Source organism: Bradyrhizobium sp. MV1.5, from assembly GCF_055807615.1.
Map to the genome: position 1 here is coordinate 65,637 of NZ_JBVVPL010000001.1, position 13,396 is coordinate 79,032.

Consider the following 13,396-nt stretch of genomic DNA (forward strand, 5'->3'; position numbering starts at 1 on the left):
CTGGCATTTCGACCGAGGATGGCATGAGAAACCTGATGACAACGGCGCAATCCACCGTGGCGATGCGGCGTTGGGGGCCTCCCGGAATTGTGACCCTGGCGGCAATGCTCGCCTTTGCGGCCGTGGCTCCGGCCAATGCCGCCAAGCAGGCGCGTCAGCCAACCGAGGCGGTGGCGCCGCGCGAGGCCGGCGAACCGATCATGGCGATCGTCTCGATCAAGAGCCAGCAGGTCACCTTCTACGACGCCGAGGGCTGGATTTTTCGCGCGCCGGTGTCCACCGGCACGACGGGGCGCGAGACGCCCGCCGGCGTCTTCGCCATCGTCGAGAAGGACAAGGACCACCACTCGACCATGTATGACGACGCCTGGATGCCGAACATGCAGCGCATCACCTGGAACGGCATCGCGCTGCATGGCGGGCCGCTGCCGGGCTATGCCGCTTCGCATGGCTGCGTGCGAATGCCGTTCGGCTTCGCGGAGGGCCTGTTCGACAAGACCAACATCGGGATGCGGGTGATCATCTCGCCGAACGACGCGGCTCCGATGGACATCGTTCATCCCGCACTGTTCATGCCGAAGCGGGACGCCATTGCGGCGGCGCCGGGCCAAATCGGCAAGCTCTCCGGCGAGGCCGAGGAGGCCACAAGGGTGGCCGACGAGGCGAAGAAGGCCGCGACTTTGGCCGCGAAAGAGGCGGCATCGCTGCCGGCCTCGCTGCGCAAGCTCGAACAGCAGAAGACCCGCGCTGATGCCGAGCTCGCCTTCGCCGACAAGCAGCTCGCGGCCGCCAAGACCGATCAGGCCCGCGCCAAGGCCGAGGAGCTGAAGCAGAAGGCCGCCACCAGGGCCGCCGACGCGACGACGCAGCTCGATGCTGCCAAGATTGCCGCACAACCGAAGCGCGATGCGGTCGCGGCCACGAAAGAGGCGGCCAAGGCGGCAGCGGCCAGGAAGGCCGACGCCGTGAAGGCCGCGACCGACGCAAAGCTCGCGCTCGAGCCGGTCTCGGTCTACATCAGCCGTGCGACGCAGAAGCTCTATGTGCGGCGGAACACGCACAAGCCGGCACCGGACGGCGGCGGCGAGGTGTTCGACACCAGCATCGAGGTCCCCGTCACCATCCGCAATCCGGACCTGCCGCTCGGCACGCATATCTTCACGGCGATGGCGAAGAACGACGCCGGCCTGCGCTGGAGCGTGGTCACGATCGAAGACGGCGACAATGCCAAGGACGCGCTCGATCGCATCACCATCCCGCAGGAGGTGCTCGATCGCATCGCGCCGACCGCGTTGCCGCGGTCCTCGATCATCATCTCGGACGAGCCACTGAGCAGCGAGACCAACTACCGCACCGAGTTCGTCGCGGTGCTGAGCAACCAGCCCCAGGGCGGTTTCATCACGCGCAAGCCGACCGCGCCTCCGATGGCGATGGCGAGCGACGACGGCTGGGACAATGGCGGCAACGGCTTCGGCTTCTTCTTCCAGCGCGATCCGAACCCGCAGCCCGTCAATCCGCGCCGGCGCGGCCAGTATCAATATTATCAGCCGGCACAGCCGATGCAGCGGGGCTTCTGGTAGGAGGCGGGCAGATCGAAGCCCGTCAGGACCGCCGCGCCTCGATCACGATAGCCTGGATCTTGCCCTCGATCGGTCCGGACCCATGGCGCGCTCGGATCGCCTCGGCAACGATGTCGGTCGCAGCCTGAAGCTTGCTGGCATCGCGGGCCTCGATCTCGCTGCGCAGCGGCGTGCCCTGGCAGAGCGCGATCGCGACGTGCTCGGGCGATGGCGCGCGGCTTATTTCAGCTCGCGTTTCGATCGATATGTCACCGAAGCCTGCGCGTTCGAGGTCGGTTCTGATGACCGCCTTGTCGTGATAGCCGTGCGGCGTCCGGGCCATGAAACGGGGCGGGTCGTCGGGAAACAGCTTTTCAAGCGCTATCGTGGCTTCATGCGTCAGCACATTGTCCTCGATGCGGTCCCAGACGTTGAACACGAACGCGCCATTGCCGTTGAGGACGCGCTTCACTTCTCCGTAAGCCTTGACGCGGTCCGGAAAGAACATGGCGCCGAACTGGCAGCAGACCACGTCGAATTCGGCATCGTCGAAGGGCAGGGCCGATCCGTCGGCCTGGCGCCACGAGATGCGATCGTCGTCTGCCTGACGCTGCGCCGCGACGGCGAGCATCGGCTCGTTGAGGTCGGTCGCGACATAACGGACGCCGGGCGGCAGCGCCGCCGCCACCGCGCGCGTCACCGCGCCGGTGCCTGCCGCGATCTCGAGCAGCACGGAGGGAGAGCGGGCCGCGACACGTCTTGCGATGTCGTCGGCGTAAACGGCGAAGATCAGCGGGACCAGATATTCGTCGTAGAGTTTCGGGATCGAGCCGGCGAAAACCTTGTCAGTGTTGGACATGCTTGCCTCGCTGAAGGTTCGGACACGAGGCTCACGTTACCATGGATTTCTACCGCGCCAGCAGCCCGGTGAACCCGGTCGGTCCTGCATCCCCTTGCCGACCTCCGGCGTCATCGGCTCACGCCGACCTCGCGGATCGGCCGCGTGCCATCCCAGCTCAAAGCCGTCTGCCGGACCTTCTCGAAGAACGGCCCCTTGGTGCCGCTGATGTCGGAGATCTCGATCACGGTCCCTGGATGGGCCTGGGTGTCGAAATAGGCAAAGCGCCCTCTGTCGCCGCCGATCTGGCCCTCGTGGCCGATCCTGTAGCCGAGCCCGAGCGCCCTGTCGTAGAGCGCCTGGTAGTCGTGGCTCCAGTAGGACATGTGCTGGAGGCCTTCATGGCCGGACTCGAGGAATTCCCTGTACAGCGAGGGCGCGTCGTTGCGCTGCTGGATCAGCTCGATCTGGAGATCGCCGGAATTGGCCAGCGCGATGCTCATCTCGACGGCAGAGTTTTCGCCGCGATGGCGAAACCAGTCGGTCTGGATGCGATCCATGTAGTACCAGGGGCCGACGCCCATCACCTCGATCCAGTGCTTCATCGCGGCGTGGATGTCCCGCACCACATACCCGTTCTGACGCACCGCGCCGAAGATGCGGCTCATGCCGGCGCTCTCCTTGTTACCTTGTTCACCCGACCTCGCTTTACTTCACTTCAATGCCCGCGTCCTTGGCAACCTGCTTCCAGGCCGCGATGTCGCGAGCGTTGATGTCACGCTGCTCGTCGCCCGCCACGAATTGCGGCGTGATGCCGAGCCCGAGCAGCTTCTCCTTCACCTCGGCATCGGCGAGCGCGTCCTTCAGTGCCGCCGACAGCTTTCTTGCGATCGGTTCGGCAAGGCCCGCAGGCGCATACATCGCCCAGGACAGGCTGCGGTCGAACGGCACGCCCTGTTCCTTGTAGCTTGCGACATCCGGCAGGCTCGGCGAGCGCTCGCCGCAGGCGGCCAGCGCCTTGATCGAGCCGTCCTTCACCAGCGGCGTCGCGGTCGCCATGTCGAGCGTCGCCAGCGAGATGTGGCCGCCGAGCAGATCGCCGGCCAGTTTGGCGATGCCGTTGAACGGCACGTGGTCCATCTTGATTCCGGTCTGCTGCATCAGGATTTCCGCGCAGAATTGTCCGGTCGAGCCCACGCCCCAGCTTCCGTACTGGATCGGCTCGCCCTTTTTGGCCAGCGCGATCAGGCCCTTGATGTCGTTGGCCGCAAAATCCTTGGTCGCCACCAGCATGATCGAGGACGTGCCGATGCGCCCGATCGTGGTGAAGTCCTTGATCGAATCGTAGGGCAGTTTCGGATAGATCGCCGGCGCCAGCACATGCGTGGTCATGCCGCCAACGGTGATGGTGTAGCCGTCGTTCGCCGACGCCGCGACCATCTGCGTGCCGAGCGTGCCGGCAGCCCCGGTGTGGTTCTCGATATAGACGCTCTGTCCGAGCGTCTTGCCCATCCTGTCGCCGAGCAGTCGTCCGATCACGTCGCCGCCGCCGCCGGCCGCATAAGGCAGCAGCATCCTGATCTTGTGGGTGGGATAGGCGGCTGGGTCCTCGGCGCGCGCAGGCAGCATTGCAGAGGACGTTGCGACCAATGACAATGTTGCGGCGCGCAGCAGACGAAAATGGACGAAGCGCGCCATGACCCAGTCTCCCCAGATTGCTCTCCGCTTCTTTTGAGAGCGGAGTTGAAGCGCAAGACCGAACGAGCGATCGTGCCGACGGTTGACTAGCGAACGATCGTTCGTTAGTCAAGCCCGCATGGCTGTCCACACCACCAGCGCGGCGGAAGCGGCTGCGCCCACGACCCGCGCGCGCATCCTCGCCGAGGCGCTCGATCTGTTCGCGCAGAGCGGCTATGGCGGCGCCTCGATGCGCGAGCTCGCGCGTCGCGTCGGCATCCGCGAGAGCAGCCTCTACAATCACTTCGCTGGCAAGGCCGCGATCCTCGAGGCGATCGTCAGCGAGCACGGACCGGCCAGCTCGGCGAGCCGGCTGGAAGAGCCGCGCTACAGGCAGCTCGCGCGCCAGCCCGCCGCGTTCTGCCGGCAGTTTGCATTGGATCTCGTCGAGCAATGGTCAGATCCGCGCGAGCACCAGTTTCAGAAAGTCATCACCGCCGAGCGCAACCGCGTGCCCGGCATCCGCGCCAAATTTGCCGATCATTTTTACGCGCGCGAGCAGAGCATGATGACGGATTATTTCCGCGGTTTTGCGCTCGCCGGTCTGGTCTCGACGCCGGATCCGCGCGAGACCGCGCGACTGTTCGCGGCCGGGCTGATCTACATCCGTCTCGAGCATTACGTGATGGGCGCGGCACCGTCGCCGCGGCCGAAGGTGATCGAGGCGATCGACCGCTATCTCGCCTTCTTCCTGTCGCTGATCGCAGCGGATGGCGGGACGCAGGACAACAAGAAACGAAAAGCCAAGGGAGAGAATCGTGGCAAGGCTGCCCCTGATTGATCCGGAGACGACCAGCGGCGACATCCGCGCCTCGTTCGACCGCATGCCGGTCAAGCTGAATATTTTCCGCATGATGGCGCATGCCGAGGCCAACATGATCCCGGCGATGCGGCTCGGCAATTCGATCCTGCACAAGCAGAAGCTCAGTGCGGTCAATCGCGAACTCCTGATCCTCCAGGCCGCCCAGCTCGAAGGCGGCGCCTATGAGTGGCGCCAGCACGTGCCGATCGCGCTCGGGGTCGGCTGCACGCAAGCACAGATCGATGCGGTCGAGCGCGCCGACTACGATGCCGCCGGCTTGAGCGAGGCCGAGCGCGCGCTGCTGAAATTCGGCCGCGAAGTGGTCGAGAACGTTCGCGTTCCCCAGGCGATCTTCGCCGCCATGCGCGAGCATTTCAGCGACCAGGAGATCGTCGAATCCATCGTCGCGCTCGGCTTCTACATGATGATGGCGCGTGTCACCGAAGCAACCGAGACCGATCTTGATCCGGCAGCCGGCATGAAGGTCTATGACGGCGGCAAGAAATAGGCGGCTCGCATGTCCGAAAATCCCGAGACCAGGCCGGACCGCTATGTTCGCCCGCCGAGTGCGGAATCGCTGGGCGAAGCGCCGGGCAGGGGACGCCTCCAGGGCCGCCGGATCCTGATCGTCGGCGGTGGCCAGCGCGTGTTCGAGGCCGCCACCGATCCGATCGGCAACGGCCGCGCCATGAGCATTCTCTGCGCCCGCGAGGGCGCCAAGGTTGCGGTCGCCGATCTCAACCACACCTCCGCGCAGCAGACCGTCAAGCACATCACCGACGAAGGCGGCGAGGGCTTTGCCATCACGGCCGATGTCACCTCTGAATCCGACGTCCAGCGCATGATCGAGGAAGCACATCGCGCCATGGGCGGGCTCGACGGCATGGTCCTCAACATCGGCACCTTCGGCAAAGTCGGGCTCGACGCCGTCAGCCCCGAGGAGTGGAATGCGATCTACGACGTCAACGTTCGCGGCCCGATGCTGTGCTGCCGCGCAGGCCTGCCGAAATTCGACAACGGCGGCGCCATCGTCTTCATCTCCTCCATCGCCGCGCTGAAGGCCGGCTCGCAGATGGCGGTGTATGATTCCTCGAAAGCCGCGCTCGGCGGCCTCATGCGCAACATCGCCCATCTCGGATCGCGCTGCGGCATCCGCGCCAATCTGGTCTATCCCGGCCTGGTCGACACGCCGAACGGCCGCGAGGCCGGCGCCGGCCGCCCCTCGCGCGGCAAGGGCCAAATCCCGTTCGGCCGCCAGGCCACCGCCTGGGAGATCGCCTATGCCGTGCTGTTCTTCCTATCGGACGAGAGCGTCTACGTCACCGCGCAGACGCTCGCGGTCGATAGTGGGCTGAGCGGGATGTGAGAGGGCGCCTCGCGCCTATGGCCGGGGGGCGCGCGCTTGGCAGATCAGGTGGTCCAGCGAGACGCGTCCCGGCCCGTAGGCCATGATGGCGAGCGCCATCGCCGCCCAGGTGATGTGGATCGGCCAGCCGTCAGGCACGGTCAGCTCGACGATGGCGGTCATGAACAGCAGTCCGAGCGCCGCAAACCGCGTGCCGAAGCCGAGCAGGAGAAGGATCGGAAACATGATCTCTCCGCATCCGGAGAGGAATGCCATCACGGTCGGCGCCGGATAATGATAGGGCCCGCCCGGCAGATGCAGCATGAACTCGTCGCTGAACAACGTCACCGCGGTGTCGTTGAGCCTGAGGAAGCCTGCCCATTTGAGCATGCCGGAACGCCAGAACGGCACCGCCAGCGCGACGCGGAGCACGAGCTGAACGACCGACGGCGAGGCGACGGTCTGCAGGAGATGATTGGCCTTGTCGACGAGGAGCCCGAGCGAGGGGAGGCCGCCACCCGCCTGCATGCGTTGGTCCGTGATCATCAGACGTCTCCGAAAGCGATTGAGGTGAAGGCGCCCGCCTCGATCAGGCCGGTGATGTTCGAAGCGATGTCGAAGTCGGCCGCCGCGTCCAGCGCGCGTGCAGCGGCCTCGCCGAGCGGCCGACCCGACATCAGGCTGCTCGCGAATGCGGCTCCGCCGGGCGGCAGATGCCGGACCACGACATCGAATTCGGCGCGCGTGACCAACGCGTCCTCCGGTGTCGCAGCGTCGATGCGCCCGACCGGCGACGTGTCGCGATTGGCTGCGAATATCGTCACCGCCGCGAATTGCGACCGCACGATTCCCGCTGCCGGGTGCGGTACGAGAACGAGATCGCCCAGCCGCTCCGGCGCAACCGCTGCAAGCTGCGCCGGCGAGAGCGGTGCCGCGTCCGCGGCGTGATAGGCATCCAGCCAGGCCCGCTCGATGCGGGCGACATCCGCGAGCCATGGCATCATCTGCGCATGTTCATATTGCGCGATGAAGGCCGGGAAGTCGCGGCCATACTCGAACAGCAACGGTGAGATCGGCGGCGTCTGGCGAACATGGAAGCGCGCCATGGCGCGGAAGAAGTCGGTGCCGGTGATGCGCTGCACCGCCGGATAGATCGCAGCGAGCGCGTCGATCAGGCTGACCGTGACATTGTTGCGGTAGACATCGTAGCGCTTGCCGGGTCCCTTGCCGTTCGGACCGGTCACGATCTCAGGAGCAGGGCGCACCGGGTCCAGCAACGCCGGTGCAAAGGCTGCGGCAAAGCAAAGCTCAAGCGGCATGACGATCTCCCGTCAACCCGGCCGGGCGGCAACGATCGAGGATCGCCTGGGCAGCGGCGGCTTCCGCTTGCAGGACCGGCCAATCCGGGATCTTGCTGTCCCACTCGATCAGCGTCGGCACGCCGCCGCGGCGCTGGACCACGATCTCGTACAGCTTCCACACGGCGTCCGCGACCGGGCCGTCATGGCTGTCGATCAGCAGCAGATCGCCTTCGTCGTCGGCCTGCTCGGCATGGCCGGCGAGATGGATCTCCCCGACGCGCGCCAGCGGAAAGTCCGCGAGGTAGTCGAGTGCTGAGAATCCGTGATTGGTCGCGGATACGAATACATTGTTGATATCGAGCAGCAGCCCGCAACCGGTCCGTTCGGCAACGGCGCGGATGAAATCCGTCTCACTCATCGACGATTCGCGGAAGGCGACATAGGTCGACGGGTTTTCCAGCAGCAGCGGGCGGCGGATCGCGTCCTGCACCTGATCGATGTGATCGCAGACGTTTCGGAGCGTGGCTGCGGTGTAAGGCAGCGGCAACAGATCGTTGAAGAAGCTGGTCTCATGCGTCGACCAGGCGAGATGCTCGGATACCAGCGCGGGCTGGTAACGCGCCACCAGGCCACGAAAGCGGGCCAGATGCGCCTTGTCGAGCGGCTGCGGTCCGCCGATCGACATGCACACGCCGTGCAGCGACAGCGGATGGTCGCGGCGGATCGCTTCCAGCGCGCGATGCGGCGGTCCGCCTGCGCCCATGTAGTTCTCGGCGTGGACCTCGAAGAAGCCGCGTTGCCGTTTCGCGCCCAGGATCGCCTGAAGGTGTTCCGGCTTGAAGCTGGTCCCGGCGACGCCGCTGATGGGGGCGGAATAGCGGAGGGGCACCGCAGACATGTCAGGCGCGATGGCCGTCGTCATGGTTTCTCTCCGCTCTTCCCTGTTGTCGCGGTCGCGAGGCCGCGCGTCAGACCGGCTTGAGCGAGCCCTTCTTGCCGCCCGGCAGCTCGATGCTGGTGCAGGTGCCGCCCTGGACGAATTTCCAGGCATTGCCCTGGAAGTCAGCAGTCGAGGTGCCCTGGCAGGTCGTGCCCGGTCCGGCCGCGCAATCGTTCTGGCCCTTCAGTGCGACGCCGAAGCATTTTTCCTTCTTGGCCGCGACGGCCGCATCGCCCTCGGCCTTGGTCAGCGGAGCAGCAGTGGCCAGGGTCGCGAGTGCGGTCGACATGGCGCCGGCGAGAACAAGCGTGGTCACGGCAAGTTTGGCAGACATCGAATTCTCCTTTCGAGATGGCATCGCTTGGCAAGCGAAGAGCGCATTGTCCGGTTCGTCTCGCACTCGGCTCGCGTTACTGATCGAGCAGGTCACGAGTCCGTGAGGCCGTCAGATCGGCGCACGGCTGTGCGCTTGGATCGGATTAGCGGGTGACGGGTCGGTCAATCCAATGCCTAGTCTCTATCGAGACCTTAGCCGGAGAGCATTGGCGGCGGCACGCGGTGCCTGCCAGAGGTAACGAATGCACGCGTGCCGCGTAGAGCGGTAACAGGAGGTGGCCAGTCGCCGCTTTGCCGGAGAACGGAAACAGCGATGAATGTCAATCCCGGACGGCACCTGCGCGAGATCGCGAAGCTGACGGTCAGCATTCGGCTGGCCGTCTCGGCGCTGGTCCTGACCGCGATCCTTTTGACCGCGGCTCTCTCCAGCCTCCTGTGGTGGCGCACGGCGGAGGCGGCGAGCCGGCAGCTCGCATCGACCATCAACGAGCAGATCGTGGCCGCCGTCCGCAAGGAGGTTGCCGCGATCGTGGACGAGGCGCGTGCCGCCCACACCGCGATCCGCACCCTGTTCCTGCAGAACGTGCTCGACACCCGCGACGCCGACAAGCGCGAATTCGTGTTCCTGTCGCAACTGCAATCGCAGGCGACGATCTCCTGGGTTGCCTTCGGCTGGCCCGACGGGTCCTTCTTCGCCGCGCACAAGCTCGGCGACCGCCGCCTGGAGATGATGGAGATCTCGCTGACCGATCATGCCGGCCAGCGCCGCATCGATGAGTACGAGGTGGTGCCCGGCGACATCGAATTCGCCAATCGCCGTTTCGAGCCGACCGATTTTCGCGTCGCGGATCGCGCCTGGTTCAAGACCGGGCTGGCGGGCGAGGAACCGGAGTGGTTCAAGGTCATGGACCATCCGACCGGCGAGCGGCCGTCGATTGCCTTTGCCGGTCCGATCGACGTCTACCAGGAGCGGCAGGGCGTCCTCGCCATCGTCATCGAGTACACCAGGCTCGCGCGCTTCCTGTCGCAGCTCGAGGTCGGGCGCACCGGAACGGCCTTCATCATCGACGGCAGTGGCGAGCTGATCGCGGCGCCCGACAAGGATGCCGACGAGCTGCACGCCGCGAAGAGCGATACGACGCTGCTACCGCTGGCGCGGATGGCACTCGTGAAGGCGGGCGAGGATGGCCGCAAGGAAGCCTGGCGAAACCGGCTGACGTCAGCTGGCGGGGCTTACGAAGTGGCGCTGACGCCGCTGCCGTTTCCCGGCTGGTCGCTGGCGACCGTGATCCCCGAGGCCGAGTTCCTCGGTCCGGTCGAGACGACGCTGCGCCGCCTGATCCTCGGCCTTGCCATCGGCGCCGTGCTCGCAGCGCTGGCCTCGGCGATGCTGGCGCGTTCCGTCATCGCCGCACCGCTGTCGCGCGTCGTGGGCGAGCTGCGTCATGTCGAAGCCTTCGCGCTGGAGCAGGTCCGCCGCCATCCGTCGCGGCTCAAGGAGATCGCGAGCCTGTCGGGCGCGATCGCCGAGATGGCGGCCGGCCTGTCGGCGTTTCGCAAATTCATCCCGGCCGATCTGGTCCGCTCGCTGTTGCGCCAGGGCGTCGAGGCAAGGCCAGGTGGCAGCATGCAGGAGCTCAGCGTGATGTTCGTCGACATCGCCGGCTTCACCGGGCTGTCCGAGCGGCTGGGCGACCGTGTCGTGCCGCTGTTGTCGCGCTATCTCGACCTCGCCTCCGAGGCCGTCGTCGCCAATGGCGGCACCATCGACAAGTTCATCGGCGACGCCGTCATGGCGTTCTGGGGCGCGCCGCAGCCGCAGGCCGACCACGCGCTGCGCTGCTGCCGCGCGGCGCTCGGCTGTTGCAGGGCCATCGCGGCGTCGGGCCTTGCCGACGATCTCGGTCAGCCGCTCCAGATCCGCATCGGGATCAACTCCGGCCGCATGCTGGTCGGCAATATCGGCTCCGAGCTGCGCCTGAATTATACCGTGATCGGCGATGCCGTGAACGTCGCGAGCCGCCTCGAGGGCGCCAACAAATCCTACGGCACGCAAATCCTCATTGGCGAAGCGACCGAACGTCTCGCACGCAGCGCCATCATCACGCGCGAGATCGACAGCATCGCCGTGTATGGACGCGAGGAGGGGTTTGCGGTCTACGAGTTGGTCGGACTCGTCGGGGAGAGCGGCGACGAGACGCTCGATTGGATCGTCCGCTATGAACAGGGCCTCGCGAACTATCGCGCGCGCCGGTTCGCGGCTGCACTTGCTGATTTTGAAGCCGTGCTGAACATGCGCGGCCCGGATCGTCCGGCTGAACTGATGCGCGATCGCTGCGGGCAGTTGGTCGAGAGCGCGCCTGATGTTGCGTGGCGCCCGGTCGCGGCACTGACGACGAAGTAGTTGCGAAAGATTGGCGTGCTGACGGACGAGAGCTGGCGACGATCCCGTCTGCATGATACGCAACTGGCACCCGCCCTCTTGCGCTCCCGGACTACCTCGAGACATGAAAATCACACTGCTGAAATCCGAAGACTACGCCCGCTCGCCCTGGAAGAACGGCGGCGGCATCTTCACCGATATTGCGGACGCCCATCGCGCTGGTTCCTCAGCGAAGGATTGGGACAGCCTGCTGTGGCGCTTCGCGGCTACGCCGATCGTGGCGCCCGGGCCGTTTTCCCATATGCCCGGCATCGACCGTTTGCAGATGGTGGTCGGCGGGCGCGGACTGGTGCTGAAGTCGCCCACCCAGGAGTTCGACGAGCGCGAGCCGTTCACCACGGTGCGCTTCACCGGCGAGCTCGAGATCGTGACCAGGCTCGAGGAAGGGCCAGTCGAAGTTGTGAATTTGATGGGCCGGCGCGGTGCGGTCGCGCTTGAGCTCGAAGCGCTCAGGGAGCCCGGTGAGCGGCGATTGTCCGCCGGCACGCATCTCATCTATGCGGCGCGCGGCGACTGCGGCATCCGTCTCGACGGCACGGATTTTTCGATTTCGCACGAAAACACCTTGAAAGTCGAACTGACCGGGGTGTCGACGCTTGCGCTCGTCTCGGGACTGGCCGTGCTGGGCTCTATCCAGGTCGTCGGCTGAACAGCGTTCCCGCCCATCAGAGCACTGCGTACAATCCGTGCAACTGGCTAGGTTGACGCCGTCGCGCCGGAGCACGATATCTGCCCTGATGCAGACCGCCGCCCAAAGCACGATGTGGGTGGCCACGATATGAACGGGCAGATATGACCGCGCCAGACAAGAAATCCGCCACGCTGTCCGACGGAGTCGTCGATTGGCTGATCAACGGAACGCGCGACGAGCGCTTCATCGACAATATCTTTGCGGAGATGTGCATCCGGCTTCAGCAGGCCGGCATTCCGCTGGCGCGGTCGACGCTTCACGTGCTGATCCAGCACCCGCAATGGCTGGGCGCCCGTTTCATGTGGTCCGACGGCATGCGCGAGGCGGAGATTGCACGGGTCGACCATGACGTCCGCGAGCGGTCCGAATTCATCGGCAGTCCCGCCAGCGAAATGTTCGACGGCGCGACCGAGTTGCGCGAAAATCTCGAGCGGGACCCCGCGCTCGGCCGCAAGCACACGCTCTACCGCGAGATGCGCGCGCAGGGCCTCACCGACTATGTGGCCTGGCCGCTCTATCACACGCTCGGCAAGCGCCATCTCGTCACCTTTGCGACCAACCGGCCCGGCGGCTTCGACGACACCCATGTCGCTGCCCTCAAGAACCTATTGCCTGTCCTGGCGCTGGTCAGCGAGATCCGTGTCAAGAACCGGCTGGCGCGGACGCTGCTCGAGACCTATGTCGGCTCCCATGCCGGTGAGCTCATCCTGGCCGGCGCGACGCGGCGCGGCACCGGCACGACGGTGCGCGCCGCGATCATGATCTGCGATCTGCGCGACTTCACCAAGATTTCCGACAATTGGCCGCGCGACGACGTCATCGATCTGCTCAACGACTATTTCGACGCGATGTCGGAGCCGATCGCGCGTCATGGCGGCGAGATCTTGAAATTCATCGGTGACGGCCTGCTTGCGATCTTCCCGCTGAGCGAGCCCGAGGCCTGCGCAAACCTGCTGCATGCCGTGACCGAAGCCCGTCAGGCCATGACCGCGTTGAACGAGCGCAACAACGGCACCGGCCGCGCGCCGTTGAACTACGGCATCGGCGTCCATGTCGGAGACGTCATGTACGGCAATATCGGATCGTCCACCCGGCTCGACTTCACCGTGATCGGTCCCGCCGTGAACATGGCCTCGCGGCTCGAAGCTCTGACCAAGCAATTGGGAAAGAAAGTGTTGCTGTCACGCGACTTTGCCGAGCTGGTCGAGCGAGAGTTCGAGCTGGAGCATGTCGGAAAATATGAGGTGCGCGGCTTCAGCGATCCGATCGAGCTCTTTGCGTTTTGAAGATGACGGGCGCCCCCTGGGCTACGCAGCGGGCGAGCTTCGAGTCCTGTTGCCAACGCAGGATTGTGTGACTACGCTCGGGCGAAGCCGCCCAAGCGTTTTCATCCAAGCGTGTCAT

At 65.6% G+C, this 13,396-nt stretch carries 14 protein-coding genes; 7 read left to right on the forward strand and 7 right to left on the reverse strand.

The annotated features are described in order from the left end of the window. Positions 1–23 precede the first annotated feature (23 nt). Complete coding sequence (locus AC0L2J_RS00305; RefSeq protein ID WP_473386392.1) at positions 24–1,580, forward strand: L,D-transpeptidase family protein; 1,557 nt, start codon at positions 24–26, stop codon at positions 1,578–1,580. Between the two features lie 22 nt (positions 1,581–1,602). On the opposite strand, the gene AC0L2J_RS00310 is transcribed toward AC0L2J_RS00305, so the two are convergent. The 3 genes from AC0L2J_RS00310 to AC0L2J_RS00320 all read right to left on the reverse strand — a co-directional run bounded on the left by AC0L2J_RS00310 (position 1,603) and on the right by AC0L2J_RS00320 (position 4,095). Further along, complete coding sequence (locus tag AC0L2J_RS00310) at positions 1,603–2,418, reverse strand: class I SAM-dependent methyltransferase (protein ID WP_473386395.1); 816 nt, start codon at positions 2,416–2,418, stop codon at positions 1,603–1,605. A 110-nt stretch (positions 2,419–2,528) separates the two neighbouring features. Next, entirely contained in the window at positions 2,529–3,065 is a 537-nt protein-coding gene (locus AC0L2J_RS00315) for a VOC family protein (RefSeq protein ID WP_473386397.1), read from the reverse strand. Between the two features lie 40 nt (positions 3,066–3,105). Further along, positions 3,106–4,095: a Bug family tripartite tricarboxylate transporter substrate binding protein gene (locus AC0L2J_RS00320; RefSeq protein ID WP_473386399.1), complete on the reverse strand. Its 990-nt coding sequence runs from the start codon at positions 4,093–4,095 to the stop codon at positions 3,106–3,108. A gap of 118 nt (positions 4,096–4,213) precedes the next feature. Between AC0L2J_RS00320 and AC0L2J_RS00325 the strand changes: the two genes are divergently transcribed. From AC0L2J_RS00325 to AC0L2J_RS00335, 3 genes are read left to right on the forward strand one after another with little or no spacing between them, the layout of a single operon-like run. Continuing rightward, complete coding sequence (locus AC0L2J_RS00325) at positions 4,214–4,915, forward strand: TetR/AcrR family transcriptional regulator (RefSeq protein ID WP_473386401.1); 702 nt, start codon at positions 4,214–4,216, stop codon at positions 4,913–4,915. Then, the gene (locus AC0L2J_RS00330; protein WP_473386404.1) at positions 4,893–5,444 is read left to right on the forward strand and encodes a carboxymuconolactone decarboxylase family protein; all 552 of its coding nucleotides are present in this window, start codon (positions 4,893–4,895) and stop codon (positions 5,442–5,444) included. The genes AC0L2J_RS00325 and AC0L2J_RS00330 overlap by 23 nt, the downstream gene beginning before the upstream one ends. A 9-nt stretch (positions 5,445–5,453) precedes the next feature. Then, positions 5,454–6,302 (forward strand): SDR family NAD(P)-dependent oxidoreductase, encoded by an 849-nt coding sequence (locus tag AC0L2J_RS00335; RefSeq protein ID WP_473386406.1) that lies wholly within the window; start codon positions 5,454–5,456, stop codon positions 6,300–6,302. Positions 6,303–6,317: 15 nt separating this feature from the next. Here the strand turns inward: AC0L2J_RS00335 and AC0L2J_RS00340 are convergent, their stop codons facing one another. The 4 genes from AC0L2J_RS00340 to AC0L2J_RS00355 are packed head-to-tail and all read right to left on the reverse strand — an operon-like array spanning position 6,318 to position 8,856. Further along, positions 6,318–6,827 (reverse strand): DoxX family protein, encoded by a 510-nt coding sequence (locus tag AC0L2J_RS00340; protein WP_473386409.1) that lies wholly within the window; start codon positions 6,825–6,827, stop codon positions 6,318–6,320. Further along, positions 6,827–7,600 (reverse strand): HvfC/BufC N-terminal domain-containing protein, encoded by a 774-nt coding sequence (locus AC0L2J_RS00345; protein ID WP_473386412.1) that lies wholly within the window; start codon positions 7,598–7,600, stop codon positions 6,827–6,829. Before AC0L2J_RS00345 ends, AC0L2J_RS00340 begins: the two co-directional genes overlap by 1 nt. Beyond that, the gene (bufB, locus tag AC0L2J_RS00350) at positions 7,590–8,504 is read right to left on the reverse strand and encodes an MNIO family bufferin maturase (RefSeq protein WP_473386416.1); all 915 of its coding nucleotides are present in this window, start codon (positions 8,502–8,504) and stop codon (positions 7,590–7,592) included. Before bufB ends, AC0L2J_RS00345 begins: the two co-directional genes overlap by 11 nt. A gap of 46 nt (positions 8,505–8,550) precedes the next feature. Beyond that, positions 8,551–8,856: a BufA1 family periplasmic bufferin-type metallophore gene (locus tag AC0L2J_RS00355; RefSeq protein ID WP_007600627.1), complete on the reverse strand. Its 306-nt coding sequence runs from the start codon at positions 8,854–8,856 to the stop codon at positions 8,551–8,553. A gap of 315 nt (positions 8,857–9,171) precedes the next feature. Between AC0L2J_RS00355 and AC0L2J_RS00360 the strand changes: the two genes are divergently transcribed. The 3 genes from AC0L2J_RS00360 (at position 9,172) to AC0L2J_RS00370 (ending at position 13,278) form a co-directional block, all read left to right on the forward strand. After that, entirely contained in the window at positions 9,172–11,262 is a 2,091-nt protein-coding gene (locus AC0L2J_RS00360; RefSeq protein ID WP_473386419.1) for an adenylate/guanylate cyclase domain-containing protein, read from the forward strand. A gap of 103 nt (positions 11,263–11,365) precedes the next feature. Next, the gene (locus AC0L2J_RS00365) at positions 11,366–11,950 is read left to right on the forward strand and encodes a HutD/Ves family protein (RefSeq protein WP_473386423.1); all 585 of its coding nucleotides are present in this window, start codon (positions 11,366–11,368) and stop codon (positions 11,948–11,950) included. 143 nt (positions 11,951–12,093) lie between these two features. Beyond that, a complete protein-coding gene (locus AC0L2J_RS00370) occupies positions 12,094–13,278 on the forward strand; it encodes an adenylate/guanylate cyclase domain-containing protein (RefSeq protein WP_473386426.1) in 1,185 nt (394 codons plus the stop codon). Positions 13,279–13,396 lie beyond the last annotated feature (118 nt).